This window comes from Sorangium sp. So ce119, assembly GCF_051524405.1.
In the GTDB taxonomy this organism is placed as follows: domain Bacteria; phylum Myxococcota_A; class Polyangia; order Polyangiales; family Polyangiaceae; genus Sorangium; species Sorangium cellulosum_G.
Map to the genome: position 1 here is coordinate 5759763 of NZ_CP150310.1, position 19545 is coordinate 5779307.

Genomic DNA, 19545 nt, shown 5'->3' on the forward strand with positions numbered 1-19545 from the left:
CCAGGAGACGTGGTGTGAAGGCCAACAGCGACGCGCACGTCGGTGATGCCGGCGTACCGGGCGGAGAGCAAGGCCGAACGCTGGAGCGCGCTGGCAGCTCCGAGCTGCATGCGTCGGGGGCGGTCAGCGCCGGGGCGCCGGGCGCCGCGGAGCCGCCTCGCACAACGACATCCGTCGCGCCGGACCCGCTGGACGGCGCGGAGGGCGACGCGACCGAGGGCCACCGGCGCGCGTTCGACCAGCCGACGCGGGAGGACGCCGATCTCGCGGCCATGGTGGGGCGGCGGATCGGCGCGTACGAGATCACCGGGCTGCTCGCGCGGGGCGGCATGGGGATCGTCTTCTCCGGGCGCGACACGCGCCTCCAGCGGCCTGTCGCGATCAAGGCGCTCCCGCGGGCGGTCACGGACGATCCCGGGCAGCGCGCGCGGCTGCGGCGCGAGGCCAAGCTGCTCGCCTCCATCTCCCACCCCAACATCGCGACCGTCTACGGCCTGGAGCAGGACGACGCCGACTACCTCGTCATGGAGCTCGTCGTCGGCTCCACGCTCTCGGAGCGGCTCTCCCGCGGCCCGCTCCCGGTGCTGGAGGCGCTGCCGCTCGCGCTCCAGATCGGCCGGGGCGTGGAGGCGGCGCACGAGGCGGCGCTCATCCACCGGGATCTCAAGCCCAGCAACGTCCTGCTCACGCGCGACGGCAAGGCCAAGCTGGTCGACTTCGGCATCGCGCGCGCGGTGAAGCCGGACGCCGACGACGGCGCGCCCCCGATGTCGTCCACGACGCTCACGCTCCCGTTCATCATCCTCGGCACGCCGGGGTACATGAGCCCCGAGCAGATCCGGGGCCGCAGCGTCGATCGGCGCGCGGACATCTTCGCGTTCGGGGTGCTCCTGTACGAGTGCCTGACCGGCGAGGTCGCCTTCCCGGGCGAGACCGTGGCGGATCGGCTCGCGACAACGCTCGAGCGCGAGCCCGACATGGCCCTCGTGCCGCCCGAGGTCCCCCCGCGCGTCCTCGACCTGCTGCGGCGCTGCCTCGCGAAGGATCCGGCCCGGCGGCTGCCGGACATCGGCCACGCCTGCCTGGAGCTCGAGGAGGCGCTGCTCGAGCTGCGTCAGACCCGCGCCACGCTGCCGTCGTCGCCGGCGCACCCCGCGCGCGCCGGCGGCGCCGCTGCGGTGGCCCCCGCGCCTCCCGGCGCCGCCGCGCCGCGCCTCCCGTCGCCCGCCAGCGCCGCCGCGAAGGCTCCCGCGCCCTCCGCCGCCGCCGCTCCCGCCGCCTCGGCCCGCGCCCCTGCCGCCCGCGCCGCCGCCCCCGCGCCGGCCGCCCCTGCCGGCCGTCCTTCAGCCGCGGCCCCCCCGCCCGCCGGCCGCCCCTCCTCCGTCCCGCCCCCGCCGGCCAGCCGCGCCGCCGCCGCCCTCGCCGCCGGCCGCCCCTCCTCCGTCCCGCCCCCGCCGGCCAGCCGCGCCGCCGGCCGCCCCTCCGCCGCCCCCGCGCCCGCCGGCCGTCCCTCGGCCGTTCCACCCCAGCCCGCCCCCGCGCGCGCCGCGCCCTCTGCCGGCCGCAGGCGGCTCGCGCGCGCCGCGGCCGGCGCCGCGCTCGTCGGCGCCGGCGCCGCGGCCTCCGCCGGGCTCCTGCGCGCCCTCGACACCCCCGCGCCCGCCGCGCCCGCGCGCCAGTTCGATCTCCTGTACCCGGCCCCTCAGGCGCCCCTGACCAAGCTGCGTCTCGCCGTCTCCGACGGCGGCGGCCGCGTCGTCTTCGGCGCGGCGGGCGCGGACGGCGTCTTCGGCCTCTGGTACCGGAACCTCGAGGAAGGGAGCGCGTCGCTGCTCCGCGGCACCGAGGAGGGCTGGGATCCGACCCTCTCTCCCGACGGCGAGTGGGTCGCCTTCTACCGCGGCGGCGAGCTCTGGAAGCGCCGGCTCCTCGGCGGCAACAGCGAGCGGCTCTCCAGCGCCGCGTGGTCGGCGGGCGCCGCCTGGGGGACGGACGGGCTCGTGTCGTTCTTCCCGGAGTGGGGCCGCGGGCTGGCGCGCATCCCCGCGCAGGGCGGCGACGTCCGGTTCGTCACCGAGGTTCGCCCGGACCTCGGCGACTTCGCGCAGGTGCTCCCGTGCGTGCTCCCCGGCAACCGGGCTGTCCTGTTCACCTCCTGGGGCGGCAAGAAGGACACCCGGATCGAGGCGATCGACCTCTCGACAGGCGCCCGCGCCACCGTGGTCCAGAGCGGCTCCACCCCCCGATTCGCCCGCACCTCGCGCGGCGATCACCTCCTCTGGGAGCGCAAGGGGACGATCTACGCGGCCCGGTTCGACGTGGGCGCCTCGCGGCTCGCCGGCCCCGAGCACGCCATCGTGGACGGCGTGCTCACCGACGGCACCGATTACGCCTCGTTCTTCGATGTCTCCGACGAGGGCACGCTCGTCTGGGTGCCCGGCGCGGTCTTCCACGAGGAGAGCCAGCTCGCGTGGCTGGGCGACGATGGGAAGGCGGCGCCGTTCATCGACGATCCCCTGCCCTTCGCCGAGCCGCGCTTCTCCGCGGACGGCAAGAAGCTCTCGGTGATCCTCAAGGAGGACACGTACACGGCCTACGTGCGCGAGGAGGGCCGTGGCATCTTCGATCGTATCGTGTTCGACAACGAGGTCGAGTCGGCCGCGATCTCGCCCGACGGCGCCTGGCTTGCGTTCAGCGGCATGCGCGACGGGCGCTTCGGCGCGTGGGTGAAGTCGCTCGCCACGGGCGAGGAGCGCCGCCTCGCCGACGGCCTGGCCAACTTCGCCCTCGCGGTCGACTGGTCCCCCGACGGCCGGCACGTCGCCCTGTCGATGTCGCCCGACGGCCGCTCCCCCCGCGACATCCGTGTCTTCTCCCTCGACGACCCCGCGCGGCCGCGTGAGCTCATCGTCGGCCCGTCCGACGATCGTTATCCCCGCTTCTCTCGCGACGGCCGCTGGCTCGCGTACACGTCCGACGAGGCCGGCGTGCGTCAGGTCTACGTGGTCTCGTTCCCTGACGGCAAGGTGAAGCGGCAGATCTCGCCCCGCGAGGGCACCGAGCCCGCCTGGGCCCCGGACGGCACGCGGATCTATTACCGTGCGGAGGGAAAGCTGTACGCTGCGCCCGTCTCCCCCGTCGACGCCCGCCCGGTCGGGCCGCCTGTCGTGATCCACGACAGGCCGTTCGGGCAGGCCGATCCGGATCTCCAGAGCTACACCGTGGCGCCCGACGGGAGGATCTTGCTCGTCGCGCCCTCGCCGCCGAGGACGCAGGTGACCCACATGCGCGTGATGCTCGGCTGGGACCAGCGCCTGCCCTGAGCGGTCCGGCCAGCGGGACAGAGGGCCAGCGGGACAGGGACATACAGGGGAGGACAGGACTCGCCGCCTCCCCGCGCTGCCCAAACGGGCTTGACTCTTCTCCTCTCCTCCGCCGCCCGGCCTCATCTCGTTCAAAAATCCAATCCTGATGACAAGCATGTGGGCGTTCACACGACTGGGCGCAGCGTCTGCCTCTCTTGACGCGGCGCACCGCCAGTCAGTCCTCCCGCGGGCTCGACGAGATCCGCGGACCGGCCGATTGGAATTGACACCTCAAATGTGATCGCTCACATTTGGACCGTAGGCTATCCTTCTGCTTCGCTTTCGGGGTCTCGTCGTGTCCACCGAGACCTTCGTCATCTGAACGATTTCCGCAGCAATTGCGTTCGCTCTGTCGTCGCGGAAGCGATCGCCGATCGATGGAACTCGGCGTCTCGAGAGGGGTCTTCCGCAGGAGAACACGACCGGCCTCGCCTGTTCGGCGTCTGTCGTGAGCTCCGGACATCGGTCATCGAATCACCGAGGACGATCGCTTCATGCTCCGGAGAAGCGTCCGGATGGCAACCGCAGGTTGTGGAGTGAAGGCGTCGTGCCATCGAAGGGGGACCACGCGCCCCGCTCCGGCGAGCACGATGGTCGTTGCAGCGCAGGTCACCCGAACGGAACTGCCCAGTCACCAGAGGTCAGTCAGGAGACAATGATGACCCCACCGTCTTTTTCGATAACCAGCATGACGCGCCGCAAGCGGGCGCTCGGCGCGGGGCTCTGCGTCACGGCGCTCCTGCTCGCGGGGTGTACGGGCTCCCTGGGCCACGACGAGGAGGAGAGCAGCGGCGGCCCTGCGCCGAGCGGCGGCGTGGCGCGCGGCATCGACATGCCGGGCGCGCCGCAATACCACCGGCTCGTGCGCCTCACGAACTCGCAGTGGGCGAGCAGCGTGCAGGTGGTGCTGAACCTCGCCGCTCCCTCGTCGCTGTCGGACGGGTTCGAGAAGCCCGTCGCCGGCACGACGGACTTCACGAACAACGAGCACCTGCTGAGCGTGAACCAGCGCTCGTGGAGCGACTACCAGTCGGCCGCGGAGGAGCTCGCCGAGGAGGTGACGGATTCGGATGAGGCGCTCGCCGACGTCTACCCGGGCACGGACGCGGCCGGCTTCATCGAGACCGTGGGGCGCCGCGCGTACCGCCGCCCGCTGACGGACGCCGAGGTCGCCGGGTACACGGCGCTCTTCGAGACCGGCGCGGCGATGTCCGGCACGAAGAGCACCTTCGCCAAGGGCGCGCAGCTCGTGATCCGGACGATGCTCCAGTCGCCGCACTTCCTCTACCGCACGGAGCTCGGCGAGGCTCGCAAGCCGCTCGACGGCTACGAGATCGCGGCGAAGCTCTCGCTCTGGCTGCGCAACGCCGCGCCGGACGACGACCTGCTCGACAAGGCGTCCACGCTCACGACGCCGGAGGCGATCGCCAAGGTCGCCGAGTCCATGCTGGAGGAGCCCGCTGCGGCCAAGGCCATGCGGTACTTCCATCGCGAGCTGCTCCACTTCGACCGCTACGCCACGATCAGCAAGCTCGGCGTGCCGAGCTACAACGAATCGTTGAACGCGGAGTACGAGGAGAGCGCGTACCTGTTCTTCGAGAAGATCTTCACCGAGCGCCTCGGTGTCAAAGAGATCCTCACGTCGACCAACGGCTTCGTTGGGCCGGGGATGGCGAGCCTCTACGGCCTTCAGCCGAGCGGCCGCGACATCGTGGAGCGAGACCTCGGCCCCGATCGCGTCGGCTTCTTCTCGCAGCTCCCTTACCTGACGCTGAACGCCCTGAACGACGAGTCGGACTCGATCCACCGCGGCGTCAGCATCAACCTCGACGTGCTGTGCACGCCGCTCGGCGCGCCGGCCCCCAACATTCCGCCGGTCCCGCCGCTCGAGCCCGGGCAGACGAACCGTCAACGCATCACGCGGCTCACCTCCGCATGCGGCGGCTCGTGCCACAACGAGCTCATCAACCCCGTCGGCTTCGCCTTCGAGCACTTCGACGGCATGGGGCAATACAGGGACGAGGAGAACGGAGGCTTGCCGATCGACAGCAGCGGAGTCTACTCCTTCTCCGAGGGAGCGAAGCCGTTCGCGGACGCCGGCGAGCTGATGCACCACATGGCGGAGGGCGAGCAGGCTCACCTCTGCTACGCCAAGAAGCTGGCGAGCTTCGCGCTGCAGCGCGACGTCGTCCCGTCGGACTTGCCGCTCGTCGAGACGCTCGCCGAGGTGAGCCGCGGCGCCAGCGGCTCGGTGAAGGAGATGATGCTCGAGCTCGTGAAGAACGAAGCATTCCGCACTCGCGTGGGAGGCCCGCTGTGAACTCCAAGATCGTGACGAACCTCAATCATCCGAACGTGGCGCCCCGGCGCGGCATCAATCGGCGCGCGTTCCTGCGCGCCGGCGGCGTTGCCATCGCCCTTCCGTTCCTCGAGGGCCTGCCGTCGCGCTCCGCCTGGGCCGCGGACAACGCGCCCGTGTTCAGCCTCTACATCGTCGCGGCGTGCGGCGTGGTGGGTAGCAAGTTCTTCCCGGAGAAGACTGGCGCGCTCACGACAGACGGGCTCGCCGCCATGACGGAGAAGGCGACGCACGTGCTCGCGCCTCACGCCTCGAACCTGCTGTTCATCCGCGGGATCAACTTCCCCATGGGGGGCCCCACCAACTGCGGCCACGCGCAGGGGCTGTGTCAGGCGCTCACCGCGCGCCCGGCGTCAGGCGGCGGCAGGACCGCATCCTCGACCGGGGTGTCCGCGGATGTGGTGATCGCCGAGCTGGTGAACGAGGGCGGCGCCGAGCCGCTCACGCTCTACGCCGGCAACCGAAGGAACGGGTACATCGCCGAGCGCATCTCCTTCAAGGGCGGTGGCTCCGGGCAGGTGCGCTCGGCGGACGACAACCCGTACACGCTCTACGCCAAGCTCGTCGGCCTGACGGGCAACAGCGGTGGTGGTAACGGCTCGCAGGTCGCGGAGGAGCTCATCCGCAGCCGCAAGAGCGCGAACGACTTCGTGAGGGAGGAGCTGAGCAGCCTGATGCGCATGTCGGCGCTGAGCTCCGCGGACAAGCAGCGCCTCCAGCAGCATTTCGACTCCATCCGCGACGCCGAGGTCACGATGGGCGAGATGGGCGGGACCTGCACCAAGGCGGGCCTCGCGACGTCGGAGCTCGAGGCGCTCGAGGGCGGCCTCGCGTTCAAGACGGACGGCATGATCGAGGACGTCGCGAAGCTCCACCTCGAGCTCGTGGCGCTGGCGTTCGCCTGCAACTTCAACCGCGTGGCGACGCTGCAGCACGGCGACGGCACGGATCAGACGAAGTATGCGGTGCCGGCAAACGAGAAGCTCGGCTGGCCCTTCCACCACCTCAGCCACCGCGTGCAGTCGGACGCGTCCTCGGGCAGCAACCCGACGGCCGAGCAAGCGCACGCCGAGATCGACGTGCTCCGCATGCAGACGCTGCTCCACGGCCTCGATCAGTTCAAGGCGCGCGACCTGTTCGACAAGTCCATCATCATGTGGACGAACCACGTCGCGGACGGCCCGTCGCACAGCTTCCGCAACGTGCCGACGATCATCGCCGGGAACGGCGGCGGCTACCTGAAACAGGGGGAGTACATCGACGCCGGAGGCGTCACGAACAACCGCCTCTTCAACGGCCTCATCGCCGCCGCCGTTCGGGACAAGACCGAGTGGACGGAGAACTTCGGTGAGGGCGACGGCTCCGGGCCCATCGACGACATGCTCGCCTGAGCCTGAGGCATCCCTCAAATTCTTCAGGAATTCACAGGGAGGCGGGGAGACGGGGAGGAAGAAATACTCCCTGTCTCCTCGCCTCCCTGTTCAATTTTCTCGATTCCTCGGCGCCTGAGCGCCATCGCCGGACGGTGAGCCTCGCTGCCGGCGGCGTCGGCGCGGGGCACGGCGCTCGGCAGGGATCATCGTCCCTCCTGGTGCTGTCGGCCGTAGACCAGCAGCATGGCGATGATCACGGCGCCGTAGATGATCTGGCGGCCGGCCTCGGGCATCTGCAGCACGCTGAGCATGCTCTGGAGCAGCACGATCAGGATCGTGCCGAGGACGGTGCCGAGGTACGTCCCGCGGCCGCCCATGATGTTGGTTCCGCCGATCACCACGGCGGCGATGGCCGGCATGAGGTAGTCGTTGCCCATGGCCTGGTAGGCCTTGTGCGAAAAACCCGCCAGCAGCATGCCGGTGATGGCGGAGCACACGCCGCACATCACGAAGGCGCCGATCAGCACCAGGTGAGTCCTGACGCCCGATAAATAAACGGCCTGCTCCTGGTTGCCCACGGCATAGATGTAGCGGCCGAGCGCGGTCTTCTTCAGCACGAAGGTGGCGACGCCGCCGACCAGGATCCAGACGAACAGCGAGTTCGGGATGGAGAGCGTCTTGCCCACGGCCAGGACCTCCATCCACTCCGGTGCCTCGCTGCGCGGCGCGAAGCCGCCGGTGTAGAGCACCATCAGCCCCTGAAGCACGGTGTTCGTGCCCAGCGTGAAGATCATCGAGGGCACGCGCAGGTAGGCGACGCCGAGCCCGTTGACCAGACCCGCGGCGGCGCCGACGGCCAGGCCGTAGGGCAGCGCGGCCCAGCCGCCGAGCCCTGCGGCCAGCATGGCGCTCGAGGTGAGCACCCACGGCAGCGAGAGATCGATGTGACCGAGCAGGATCACGATCATCATGCCCGTGGCGGCCACGCCCAGGAAGGCGGCGATCTGCAGCTGTTGCAGGATGTAGTACGGGCTCAGGAAGCTCAGCGTGCCCTGGGTGATCAGCGTGCCGATCGAGCCGATCACGAGGACGACGCCGATCGACAGCAGCGCGTACCAGGTGGGCCTGTCGATCTCGCCGAGACGGCGCTTGAGGGAGGGGAGCTGTTGCATCGAGCTCACCTGAAGACGTGCAGCCGGTTCTTGACGCGGACGACCCAGAGCGCGCCGAGGCAGACGGCCGCCAGCAGGATGAGCCCCTCGAACAGCGGCTGGTAGAGCGGGTTGGCGAGGAAGCCCAGCGCCGAGCCCTCGTTGAAGACGCGGAAGTTGAAGGCGACGGAGCGGAGCACCAGCGCGCCGAAGAGCGATCCCACGGCGCCGCCGATCCCCCCGTACAGCGACGTGCCCCCGATCACGACGCTGGCGATGGAGTTCAGCGTGTAAGAGCCGGCCTGTGGGATGTCGGCGTTTCCGGACGTCGTCTGCAGCGCGAGGTAGAGTCCGCCGACGCTGGCGAAGAACCCCGACAGCGTGTACGCGGCCAGCTTGACGCGCTTGATGCGGACGCCGGACATGTACGCCGCCTCCTGCGACGCGCCGACGGCGTAAGCGCCGAGGCCGTAGCGGGTGCGGCGGTAGTAGGTCCAGAGCAGCGCGAGCAGCGCCATCCAGATCGCGGGCGTCGGGATCTCGCCGATGAAGCCCAGCGCGCCGTCGAGGGGCGCGGCGCCCGCGGCCTGCAGCAGCTCGTTGAGATCGAAGGTTGCCGCGAACGCCAGATCGCCATCGACCTGGCCGCCGGGCGTCGGTCTCAGGAACAGCGCGATGCCGATGAAGATCGTGCCCGAGGCCAGGGTGGCGATGATCGGTTGCAGGCGGCCGTACACGACGAGGCAGCCGTTGAGCAGGCCCGCCGACATGCCCACGGCCAGGCACAGCAGGATCCCCAGGAATTTCTCGAGCGCGCTGCCGGCGAGGACGTGCGAGGCCACGCAGTTGACGAGCGTGATCACCGCGCCCACCGACAGATCCAGGCCGCCGGTCAGCACGGGGATCGTCTGGGCCATGGCCGCCGCCACCAGCACGAACGACTCGTTGGCGTTCTGCCCGACAAGCGACGCGCTGAACCCCTTGGGATGGGACAGCGAGTAGAGCCCGTAGAAGAAGATGCACAGACCGACGGCCACGAGCAGGCCCTGGTTCTGGCGTAGGCGGAGCCTCCAGTCCTTCATCGTGCCTCTGATGGCGCGCGCTCGGCTTCGGGCTTCGCGCGCTCGGGCCCGCCGCGCAGACCGAGGGCCAGGTCCAGGATGTTCTTCTCGGTGATGTCGGGTCCCACGAGCTCGCCCTGCACGCGGTTCTGGTAGAAGACGAGCACGCGGTCGCAGCAGCCGATCAGCTCGTCGTAGTCCGTGCTGTAGAAGAGGATGGATGTGCCGGCGTCCGCGAGCTCGCGGAGCAGCTGGTAAATCTCCTGCTTCGTACCGACGTCGATGCCGCGGGTGGGGTCATTGAGCATCAGCAGCCGCGGCTCCGTCATCAGCCACTTGGCCAGCACGACCTTCTGCTGGTTGCCCCCGGACAGCGACGACACCGGGTGGTCGAGCGAGCCGACCTTGATCTGGATGCGGCGCACCATCTCATCGACGCGCGCGGCCTCGCGCTGGCGGTCGAGCACCACGCCGCTCGTGAACCTGTCGAGCGAGGCCAGCGACATGTTCGCGCCGATGGCCATCGGCAGCATCAGGCCTTCGGTCTTTCTGTCCTCGGGCACGAGGGCGATGCCGTGCGCGCGGTCCTTGGCCTGGCGCGGGCTCGTGAGCTTGATGGGCTTGCCGTCGATCTCGATCTCGCCGCGCACATCCTTGAGCACACCGAACAGGGCGAGCAGCAGCTCGCGCTGGCCCTGGCCGTCGAGCCCGCCGATGCCGAGGATCTCCCCCTTGCCGAGCTTGAACGACACGTCCTCGAGCTGCCGCTCCCAGCTCAGGTCGCGCACCTCGAGCAGCGTCGCCGGGGAGCTGCGCGCCGCCGGCTTCGGCGGGAAGACGTGACCCATGTCACGGCCGATCATGAGCTCCACGATCTGATCGTCGCTGTGCTGGCCCCTGGCGAAGGTCTCGATGTGCCGACCGTTGCGGAAGACCGACATCACGTCCGCGAGCTCCTTGATCTCGTGCATGCGGTGCGAGATGTAGAGCATGCCGACGCCCTGAGCCTTGAGATCGGCCAGGAGCTGATAGACCTTCTTGACGTCGCTGCTCGTCAGCGCGGAGGTGGCCTCGTCCAGGATCAGCAGCCGCGGGTGCTTGCCGAGCGCCTTCGCGATCTCGACCATCTGGCGGCGCGAGAGCGGCAGGTCGCTCACCCAGGCGTTCGGGTTCACGCCCTCGCAGCCGACGCGCGCCAGGAGCTCCTCGGCCCTGCGGACCTGCGCCCTGCGATCGAAGAGCCCGAGGCGGCTGGTCGGCATGGTGATGCCGATGTTCTCGGCCACGGTCAGCGTCGGCATCAGGGACAGCTCCTGAAAGACGCAGGCGATGCCGGCGGCGTTCGCGTCGAGCGGGTGGTCGAACCGGACTGGCTCGCCGCGGACCAGGAGCTCCCCGGCGCTCGGCTTGACCACGCCGCCGATGATCTTGATCAGGGTGCTCTTGCCAGCGCCGTTCTCGCCGAGGATCGCGTGCACCTTCCCCGCCTCGCAGGCGAAGTCGACGCCGCTCAGGGCGGTGACTCCGCCGTAGTGCTTGGAGACGGCCCGGAGCTCGAGAAGCGGAGGGCTCACCGGTTCGGTCATGGTGCTGGGGCGCCCGCGGGGGCGCTCCTTCAGGTCTACTTTACGTCGGATTCCGACTCGTTCATGATCTTCACGCCCGAGATGTTGACCCCGCAGGGCGGGAACTCGTTGGGCGTGAAGAAGTTGTCGGAGAGCTGGGAGAAGAAGTTCTCGCCGTCCTTCAGCGTGCCGTGATCGGCGGCGGGGATCGGCACGGAGATCATCTGCGGCATGACCTTGCCTTGCAGGCCCTCGAGCGCCGCCTTCATCGCGATGGCCGCGAGCCCCGGCGACTGGCCGAGCGACAGGCCCTTCATGCCCTGCTCGTGGTGCTTCGCGATCAGCTTGCGCACGCCGTTCTCGGCCTCCGTGGCGACCGGGATCGGCTTGTGGCCGGCGTCGAGCAGCGCGCGGACGGCGCCCGTCGAGCCGCCCTGCGCGAAGAGCGCGTCGAACTGGCGGTGCACGGCCAGCGCGTCGGCCACCGCCTTCTGAGCCTTGCCGTCGTCCCAGCTGCCGACCACCTCCACGATGGTGTAGCTCTTCCCCGGCGCTTCCATGACCTCGCGGAAGCCGACGTGGCGGTCGCGATCGACGGAGTTGCCCTGCAGGCCGCGGACCTCGAGCACCTTGCCCTTCCCGCCGAGCTGCTTGTCGAGGAACTCGCCCCACTGGCGCCCCATCGCGAGCTGGTCCTCGTTGACCTGCATCACCTTGTCCGTGTCGAGCACGTTGTCGAACGGGACCAGGATGACGTCCTTCTTGTCAGCGAGGCGGATCACGCGATCGAAGCCGTCGGGGCTGACGGCGAGCGTGACGATGCCGTCGAAGCCCTGGTTGATGAAGTCCTCGATCGCACCGAGCTGGGCCGCGACGTCGGTGCCGGTCGACACCACCTTGAACTCCTTGATCAGCGGCGCGATGGCCGGGTCCTTGGCGAAGGCCTTGGCCGTCTTGACCATCTGGATGCGCCAGGCGTTACCGACGTAGCCGTTGACGAGCGCGAGGCGGAACGGCGGCTTTCGCGCCGTCCACTGCAAATATTTGGTGTCCTTCTTCCACGGCGCGAAGCACTCGGGGCTATGGCCGGGCCCTGCCACGACCTTGGGCCCCTGCCCGCTCGGCGGCGCCTGCTCGGCCGCGGGGCTGGCGGAGCCCACTGCGGCCTGCGTGCTGTCGGGATTCCCTTTGCAGGCAGGGAGGCCCCAGAGCCCGAGCGCACAGCTCAACACCGCCGCTGCGCGCCGCGCCGGTCCACGAGACTTCAGCTGGCCAATCGACATCGTGCCGCTACCTTTCGAGAAAAGAGACATGGTCGGATGGAGATCTCTACTGCCCGCCGCGCGTCGTCACGTCCTCGCCCTCACGAGCCACGAGGGCTATGTCCGCGTGCCGCCGCGTTGCTCCTGGTCGAAGCGCTGGGGCGCGAACCATCAGCATCTGCCGATGCGACGGCATCGCGCGTCAATTCCCGGGGCGCCACGCGGGTTCCGCGAACACTATCGAATTCGAATGACGTGATCGGCGAGGCGCGTGGCGCCTACCACTTGAGAGCTTCTGGCCGCTAGGAAATCCAAACGCGATCCGAAAGTCAAGATCCTCGACGTGGCCGTCCCATCATACAGCCACGCTGCACGCGCTGGTTGATCCAGGAAACGTCACGTCACAGCCCTGGTACATGACGCCATTCGAGAGGTCGTCCGTGTCGCCTTCGACCGGCGTCGTGGTCGCCTGGCAGTGGTTCGGATCGGTAGAGAAGTCACGCGCCACCAGGCGCGACTGTGAACGCTCACATGCTCGATGTCAACGCTCGTCGGCGGGACCGCGGGCCCCCTCGAGCCGCGGGAGGACGAGGCGGAGCTCCTCCGCCTCGAGCGGCTGCACGAGGTAGCAACTCAGGGCCACGGCCTACTGCGGTATCGGCGGCGCCACCACGTCGTTGATGCTCTCCACGTTCCCGCCCGCCGGATACCCGTACGAAGCGAAGAAGTCCGTCCCCCAGACGGTGACCCCGAACGCCCCCGCGCTGCTCGCCTCGTGCTGGCTCGTCTCGCACGCCGCCTTCGTTCCCACGAAGCCGCGGCTCAGATCGACGTGCGCCACCTCGAACCGCCCCCCGGTCCCGACCGGCTGCCACCCGGTCACCTCGCCGAGGCAGCTCAGGTCCACCTCCGAGAAGCCGTTCGGCCCCTTGACCCGGGTGATCACCAGGTTGGTCGTGCCGTAGGTCGGATCGGTGAAGAACGCATAGCGCTTCAGGAACTGCTTGGGCGGGAGCTGGATGACCCACTCCTCGTCCCCGAGCGCGCACGACTGCCCGGGGAGCGGGATCTCATCCACGCAGCCCGGCCGCGTGGAGGACGGAGCGCCCGGCATGTAGTGCGTGAGCATGAACGGGTGTTCGTCGTCCTGCGAGCGCACCGAGAACAGCGATGTCGTCTCGAACTCGCTGACCTCGCCCGCGTCCAGGGTCGTCGGCGCGTCCGCGGGCGGCGCCGGATCCCAGGCGAGCGTCGTGCCGTCGGCCACGCCGAGCAGGCGGTACACGACGCTCTCGGGCTGCTGATCGTACAGGCGCGACACCACCCCGGCGCCGACGTACTCGCTGCCGAGGGCCCGGATCGGCGCGATCTGCTGGTGGGCGGCGTCCTGCCCGCCCCCGCTCGGCGACGTGTCGGACGGCACCTGCAGGTACGTGTTGCCGGTCCACACCCCGATCGGCTTGCTCGACTGCAGCACCGCGCCGCTCGGGTCCGCGCCCACCCACTGCACGACCTCGCCGGCGCCGAGCGTGACCTGCGTGGCGACGTTGGCCGGCGCGGCCGGCACCCCGCCGCCCTCGGGCAGGGACGCGCGGGGCACGAGCTCCACGGTGGTGTCGTCCTCGGCGGCGACCAGCATCATCCACAGCACGCCGGTGCCCAGCGCGTGCGGCGCCAGGGCGTAGTAGTTGGTGCCCCACGTGCTGCGCGGCAAGAGCAGCGACGCGCTCGGGAGGAAGCTGATCGCCCCGCCGTACGGCATGATGTCGTACGCGGACACGGGCGTATCCGACGCGACCTGGAACGCGGTGCCCACGCCGCTCTTGTGGACCGCCACGTCATCGAGCACGGCGGGGCGCCGCGGGCACTCGAGGGTGCCGTAAGACGTCGACGTCCCCGGCAGGTGAGAGAGGAACAGCACCGCCACCTCCCCGGGCGGGATCCCCTCCGCGGGCAGCGGCGTGTACGTCGTGCTCGGGCCGATGCCGCTCGGGAGGTACGCGAACCTGGCCGGGTCGAGCGCCTCGCCGCCGCGCTCGACGCGGATCTTGGCGTGGCGGGCCCAGGTGTTCGAGAGGAAGACCGCGTGGCACGCGCCGCTGTAACGGGAGCGGGTGCGCTCGTTCTCGAAGAACGGCGGCGACGGCGCGAGGTAATCGCAGCCGATGGATCCGCCCGCCTTCTCCGCGGCCTCGCACGCGGGGATGCACCTCCCCTGGTAACACCCCAGCTCGGGCGGGCACGCGTCGAGGACGTTCCCCTCGGCGTCCACGATGTCTCTCATGTCCGCGGAGCAGCCGCTGGGCGTCGCGCCGCCGCTGCCGCTGCTGTCGCTGCCGAGCTCCGGGCCTCCGATCCCCGAGCTGCCCGGCCCCGGCGAGCCCCCCACGCCGCCCGCGTCCGAGGACGTGGACGGCTTCCCTTGAGGGCCGTTGTTCAGGTCCGACGTGGCGGAGCAGCCGGCGGCGAGGAGGGCTGAGGGCAGCAGCGCAACAAACGGGTGGATGTGGGGCGACCTCATCCTCTGAAGTCATCGTGTCGCGGGGGACCTGTCAAGCGCCGCGCAATTCTTGTCGGGTGACGTGTTCGATGGCCTCGTCAGGCTCCTTCAATTTCATCTTCTCGTGTCCTCGACGGAGCCGGTGTCCCCGACGGAGCGACGCGCCGCGCCTGCCTTCGCGGCGCCGGGTACAGGCGGCGCAGGCGGCGCAGGCGGCGCAGGCGGCGCAGGCGGCGCAGGCGGCGCAGGCGGCGCAGGCGCGTGAGGCTCGCCTCAGTTCGACCGTGTCGGCGCGTACTTGTAGAACTTCTGCGCCCACTCGATCGTCCAGATCGTCGGCTCCACGTATACGTTCTTGTCCGTGCCGAGGATCACCTCCCGCTTGATCTTCGCCATCGCCGCCAGGAAGACCTTGCGGTCGCTCTCCATGCGCTCGCACATCACGGTCGAGGGCGGGTACAGCTCCTTGACCTGGGCGACGGTCGCCTCGTCGTCGATCCAGCTGTCGACGCCGTGCTCGCCCTTCGGGAGGCGCGCGCCGCCCTCCTCGAGCCAGCCGCGCAGGTCGTTGTCCCCGCGGTTCATGCCGTCCGTGTGGCAGCCGCCGTAGTTCGGCTGCCCGTCGCACCCCGCCGGCTCCGAGTTGAACGGCTGGGCCAGGGTCGCGACGAAGCTGAGGCTGGCCGCCGTGACGCCGCCGCCGGTCCCGGCGATGAACTTCGGGATCGGGTGCGCCCAGAAGGGGAACCGGATCTGGCCCTGCTCGTAGGCCTGCTCGATCGTCTGCACGTTGCCCTCGTCAATGACGGAGGTGGATCCTGCATGACCCAGCCACCTTCCCGGACATGGATGGATCCTGGTTTGACCAGGACCGCTCCCGGAGCTGGGTAGGTCCCGAGGATTCCCCTCATTCGCAGCGTTCTTCAGCAGAAGAATTGAACAGGGAGGCGGGGAGGCGGGGAGTATTTTCTAGCTCTCTCTCCCCGCCTCCCCGCCTCCCTGTGAATTTTCAGGGAATTTGAGGGAATGGATCCCGTACTGAGGGTCAGGTCAGCGCGCGACGAACAATCGCCTTGACGGACATGCCATCTCTGAACAATAAGCATCCTTGCCGCATTACCTTGCACACACAGAACGAGCTTATCCGCTCCGCGCGCATCTCGTTCAAAATTCATCAGCAGCGGCAATGGCCACCGCGGCCGCCCCTCCGGGAGCCTCCGCTGACGGCCCCGCGGGGGCGACCGCTGCCCGGGGCCGGCGGCGCGCCGAGCGCCGGGGCAGCGATGACGTCACGCAGCGATCACGTCATGAAGGGATGAGCAAGAGGGCGCAGAGCGCATCCACGACGGATACCTCTGCGCCCTCTTCGCCTGTCGCTCCGACGGCGCGAATATCCCACCTCACGCGACAGATCCAGCCCGGGTGACAAGCAATCTGCTTGACCTGTGCCGGTCAGGAACTAAGAAGTCCCCCTGCGTCTTCTGGCGCACATAGATTCTGGCGCACGCAACACGAACTTATCCGCTCCGCGGACATCGGGCTCGAGGGGGCTCAGCACGAAGGTGGCCCGACGCGGCCGCCCTTCGGGAGCGGTCACCGCGCAGCGAGCGACCATGGCCGACGCCAGCGCCCGTCGAGCCGTCGACAGATTCACGTTTCACTTACTTATCTGAGGAGAACGATATGAGATTCGCATCCAAGCACGCGCTGCTTGCCGCCGCGACGGGCGTCATCGCCGTGTCGTGCGTCGTCGGCCCGGAGGCGATCGACGGCGAGGAGGGCGGCTGGCTCGAGGGCGCCGTCGCGATCGACCCGGGCGCGGTCTATACGATCGTCGGCGCGCAGAGCAGCAAGTGCGTGGAGATCCGGGGCGGGAGCACCGCGAGCTCGGCGGCCGCGCAGATCGCCGCGTGCAACGGCGAGACGCGACAGCAGTTCCGCGCCGAGCCTGCGGACGGCGGATACTACCGGCTCAAGAACGTGAACAGCGGCCTCTGCCTCGGGACGAACGGCGGCTCGACGGCGAACGGCGCCACCATCGTCCAGTCTGCCTGCGGCGACGCCGCGAGCCAGCAGTTCTCGATCACCGACATCACCGCCGGCGTCCAGCGGATCACCGTCCACAACAGCGGTCAGGCGCTGGACGTCATGGGGCGTTCGACGGCGGACGGCGCCGGCCTCCAGGTGTGGAGCTGGGCGAACGGCGAGAACCAGAAGTTCTCGCTCAGGGCTGTGGAGGGCAGCTCCAGCAGCAGCTCCAGCACCACGTCCGCGAGCAGCTCCAGCAGCAGCTCCGCGAGCAGCTCCAGCAGCTCCAGCACCACGTCCGCGAGCAGCTCCAGCAGCTCCAGCAGCAGCTCGGGCTCGGGCGGGGCCGGCGGCGCGGGCGGTGCCGGCGGTGCCGGGGGCGCGGGCGGTGGGGGCAGCACGAGCGGCGCGCAGTACTACGTCGCGACGAACGGGAGCGACAGCAACCCCGGCACCCTGGATCGGCCGTTCAAGACCGTGAGCAAGGGGGTGAACGCCGCCAACCCGGGCGATACCGTCTACATCCGCGGCGGCACCTACACCGGGTGGAACAACGGCATCCACCCCACGAAGTCCGGGACGCCGACCGCCTGGATCACGTTCCGCGCCTATCCGGGCGAGCTCCCGATCCTCGACGGCGGCGGCAGCGACAGCTCGGCGTTCGAGCCGGTCAGCACGGCGGTGCGGTACATCCGGGTGATGGGCATCGCCGCGCGCAACTACACGTCGAGCGGCTTCTCGAACGGCTGGAACCACCCCTCCAGCAACATCGAGCTCAGGTACACGATCGCGGAGAACAACGGCATCAACGGCATCGCCTTCTACAAGGCGACCGGCGTGCGCATCGAGAACAGCATCATCGCGCACAACGGCAACAAGCTCCCGTCGTGGTCGAGCGGGGTCAACCTGTTCCAGGTCGGCGGGACGGCCCTCGACAACGTGGTGCGGGGCAACGTGTCGTTCGAGAACATCGACATCTCCAGCCACCGGTCGGACGGCAGCGGGTTCATCCTGGACGAGAACAGCACGGGCGCCACGTTCGAGAACAACATCGGCTTCCGCAACGGCGGGTCGTGCATTCGCCTGACGAGGAGCCCGAACGCCGTGATCGCGAACAACACCTGCTTCGGCAACGGCATCGACCCGAACGTCCAGTATCACCACGAGATCTTCTTCTCGGACGCGGGCTCGCGCACGGGCGCCGTGGTGCGCAACAACGTCGCGGTCGCGTCGAGCGGCAACCAGGCCCTCTTCGGCGCGACGGGCGTCACGCAGTCGAACAACCTGCTCCTGAACGACGGGGCCGCGGCGCCCTTCTTCACGAGCGCGTCGGGCCTGCTCGACTTCCACGTGGCCGAGGGCGCGACGCAGCTCATCGACGCCGGCACGAGCGCCTCGGCCCCCACGGACGACATCGGGTTCGATCCGAGGTGCCTGAAGCAGCAGTCGGGGCAGCCGGTCTCGTGGTGGCAGTACGCGCCCGACTACACGTACATCGCCAGCGTGAGCGGCATCGAGGGCTGCTTCCGCCCGGTCGCGCGGCCCCAGGGCTCGGCGACGGACATCGGCGCCTACGAGCGTCCGAGCGGCGGGTGACGCCCGGAGGGTCGCAGGACAGGTCGACGCCTCGATTCTGGAGGCCTCCCGGCCCGTCCGGCAGGTGAGCGACCCCTGGAAAGAGACCGATCGGCCTGCGCAGCGCCACGCCGACCCGCTTCCGGAAGCCCTGGGGCATGCCGGGGGCGGGTCGGCGACCCCTCGAGCGACCCCCGGAGCCTCCCCCGGCGGGTCGGCGACCTGTCGGGGATACCTCCCGGCCTGCTGGACGGGTCGACGACCCGTCGGGGATACCTCCCGGCCTGCTGGACGGGTCGGTCGACGGTCAGAAGCGGCCGACGAGGCCGAGGCCGGCGCTGCTCGGACCGAAGGACATCGGCGCCGGGACCACGAAGGCCTTGCTGACGTCGTCGCGGACCAGCACCGTCTTCGGCACGAGGAGGCCGGGCAGGAGCAACGCGGCGCCCGTGACCTGGACGAGCCCGTCGAGGACGAGCGCCATGGTCTCGAGGTCGTCCTGCCGGGTCGTGGCCAGGGTGAGGAACGGGCCCGCGACCGGCACGAACAGCGCCGCATAGCCCGACGAGCCGCGGTACACGGCGTCAGCGCCGCCGATCGCCGTGAACAGGTAGACCGTCCCGAAGACGATCGCGCCGCTGATCACGAGGCCCTTCCGGACGCGCTCCTCCGGATGATAGCCGGGAGGCACCGGCTCCCCCTCCCTCCACGGGAGCACCTTCGGGCCCGCGGGCGGGACGCCGGGGGCGGCGTAGTAACCCGGAGGCGGAGGAGCCGGCGGCGCAGGCAGGGGCTGCACCTGCATGGGCGGCGGAGCAGGCGGAGGGGCGTCGTCGGCGCGCGCCTGCCCGGAGAGGAAGATGGAGACGAGGAGTCCGATCGCGACAGCGAGCGACCCGCGTCGCTGCGATCGTCGATTCACCACGTCAGCTCGTTCGCGCTCGCGTCCTCGCATGTTCGTCACCTCGCGCCGGGCGTGCCCAGCGAGCGATCGTAGATCGATCGCCGTCATCTCGCGGCGCGATGCGCAGAGCGCCGGCGCGTTTTTCCCCGACATCGCCGCACGCGGAAGGCCCCATGTCAGGCGTCGTGTTCCGGCCTGCGGACCGCCGTGAGACGCGAAGGCGATATCTGACAGCAGGCTGCTCGCCGGCGCCGGCGGTACATCGCCCGGCTCGACCGCGCCGCGGGCGCCGCAAGCGTCGCCGCCGCGCCCTGACGACGGGCTGCAGCCCCCACGAGCACCGCGCCGGCAAGGGGGCAACGTGGCCGGCCGCCGTCGCCCGCGACGCGCCGCTGGACAAGC

Annotated in this window: 11 protein-coding genes; 4 read left to right on the forward strand and 7 right to left on the reverse strand. The window is 69.9% G+C overall.

The features are described 5' to 3' along the window. Positions 1 to 14 precede the first annotated feature (14 nt). The 3 genes from WME76_RS21760 (at position 15) to WME76_RS21770 (ending at position 7115) form a co-directional block, all read left to right on the forward strand. Entirely contained in the window at positions 15 to 3323 is a 3309-nt protein-coding gene (locus tag WME76_RS21760; protein WP_437961991.1) for a protein kinase domain-containing protein, read from the forward strand. Positions 3324 to 4053: 730 nt separating this feature from the next. Next, positions 4054 to 5685, forward strand: a complete 1632-nt coding sequence (locus WME76_RS21765; RefSeq protein ID WP_437961992.1) for a DUF1592 domain-containing protein — start codon at positions 4054 to 4056, stop codon at positions 5683 to 5685. Next, positions 5682 to 7115 carry a DUF1552 domain-containing protein gene (locus tag WME76_RS21770; protein WP_437961993.1) on the forward strand — a complete coding sequence of 478 codons (1434 nt, stop codon included), beginning with the start codon at positions 5682 to 5684 and terminating at the stop codon, positions 7113 to 7115. The genes WME76_RS21765 and WME76_RS21770 overlap by 4 nt, the downstream gene beginning before the upstream one ends. A gap of 185 nt (positions 7116 to 7300) precedes the next feature. Here the strand turns inward: WME76_RS21770 and WME76_RS21775 are convergent, their stop codons facing one another. The 6 genes from WME76_RS21775 to WME76_RS21800 all read right to left on the reverse strand — a co-directional run bounded on the left by WME76_RS21775 (position 7301) and on the right by WME76_RS21800 (position 15425). Further along, positions 7301 to 8269 (reverse strand): ABC transporter permease, encoded by a 969-nt coding sequence (locus tag WME76_RS21775; protein WP_437961994.1) that lies wholly within the window; start codon positions 8267 to 8269, stop codon positions 7301 to 7303. A 5-nt stretch (positions 8270 to 8274) separates the two neighbouring features. After that, positions 8275 to 9330, reverse strand: coding sequence for an ABC transporter permease (locus WME76_RS21780; protein WP_437961995.1), 1056 nt, complete (start codon positions 9328 to 9330; stop codon positions 8275 to 8277). Next, positions 9327 to 10895 (reverse strand): sugar ABC transporter ATP-binding protein, encoded by a 1569-nt coding sequence (locus WME76_RS21785; protein ID WP_437961996.1) that lies wholly within the window; start codon positions 10893 to 10895, stop codon positions 9327 to 9329. Before WME76_RS21785 ends, WME76_RS21780 begins: the two co-directional genes overlap by 4 nt. 35 nt (positions 10896 to 10930) lie before the next feature. Next, the gene (locus WME76_RS21790) at positions 10931 to 12103 is read right to left on the reverse strand and encodes a sugar ABC transporter substrate-binding protein (RefSeq protein WP_437961997.1); all 1173 of its coding nucleotides are present in this window, start codon (positions 12101 to 12103) and stop codon (positions 10931 to 10933) included. A gap of 679 nt (positions 12104 to 12782) precedes the next feature. Further along, positions 12783 to 14657 carry an IgGFc-binding protein gene (locus tag WME76_RS21795; RefSeq protein ID WP_437961998.1) on the reverse strand — a complete coding sequence of 625 codons (1875 nt, stop codon included), beginning with the start codon at positions 14655 to 14657 and terminating at the stop codon, positions 12783 to 12785. A gap of 252 nt (positions 14658 to 14909) precedes the next feature. Next, positions 14910 to 15425 carry a hypothetical protein gene (locus tag WME76_RS21800; RefSeq protein ID WP_437961999.1) on the reverse strand — a complete coding sequence of 172 codons (516 nt, stop codon included), beginning with the start codon at positions 15423 to 15425 and terminating at the stop codon, positions 14910 to 14912. A gap of 894 nt (positions 15426 to 16319) precedes the next feature. Between WME76_RS21800 and WME76_RS21805 the strand changes: the two genes are divergently transcribed. Next, entirely contained in the window at positions 16320 to 18260 is a 1941-nt protein-coding gene (locus WME76_RS21805) for an RICIN domain-containing protein (RefSeq protein ID WP_437962000.1), read from the forward strand. A gap of 286 nt (positions 18261 to 18546) precedes the next feature. On the opposite strand, the gene WME76_RS21810 is transcribed toward WME76_RS21805, so the two are convergent. Continuing rightward, the gene (locus WME76_RS21810) at positions 18547 to 19161 is read right to left on the reverse strand and encodes a hypothetical protein (RefSeq protein ID WP_437962001.1); all 615 of its coding nucleotides are present in this window, start codon (positions 19159 to 19161) and stop codon (positions 18547 to 18549) included. Positions 19162 to 19545: the final 384 nt, after the last annotated feature.

What these genes read in the sequence shown, in the direction of transcription:
- WME76_RS21765 (WP_437961992.1), top strand. Translation starts at nt 4,054, where the DNA reads ATGACGCGCCGCAAGCGGGCGCTCGGCGCGGGGCTCTGCGTCACGGCG.
- WME76_RS21775 (WP_437961994.1), bottom strand. Translation starts at nt 8,269, where the DNA reads ATGCAACAGCTCCCCTCCCTCAAGCGCCGTCTCGGCGAGATCGACAGG.
- WME76_RS21780 (WP_437961995.1), bottom strand. Translation starts at nt 9,330, where the DNA reads ATGAAGGACTGGAGGCTCCGCCTACGCCAGAACCAGGGCCTGCTCGTG.
- WME76_RS21785 (WP_437961996.1), bottom strand. Translation starts at nt 10,895, where the DNA reads ATGACCGAACCGGTGAGCCCTCCGCTTCTCGAGCTCCGGGCCGTCTCC.
- WME76_RS21795 (WP_437961998.1), bottom strand. Translation starts at nt 14,657, where the DNA reads ATGAGGTCGCCCCACATCCACCCGTTTGTTGCGCTGCTGCCCTCAGCC.
- WME76_RS21805 (WP_437962000.1), top strand. Translation starts at nt 16,320, where the DNA reads ATGAGATTCGCATCCAAGCACGCGCTGCTTGCCGCCGCGACGGGCGTC.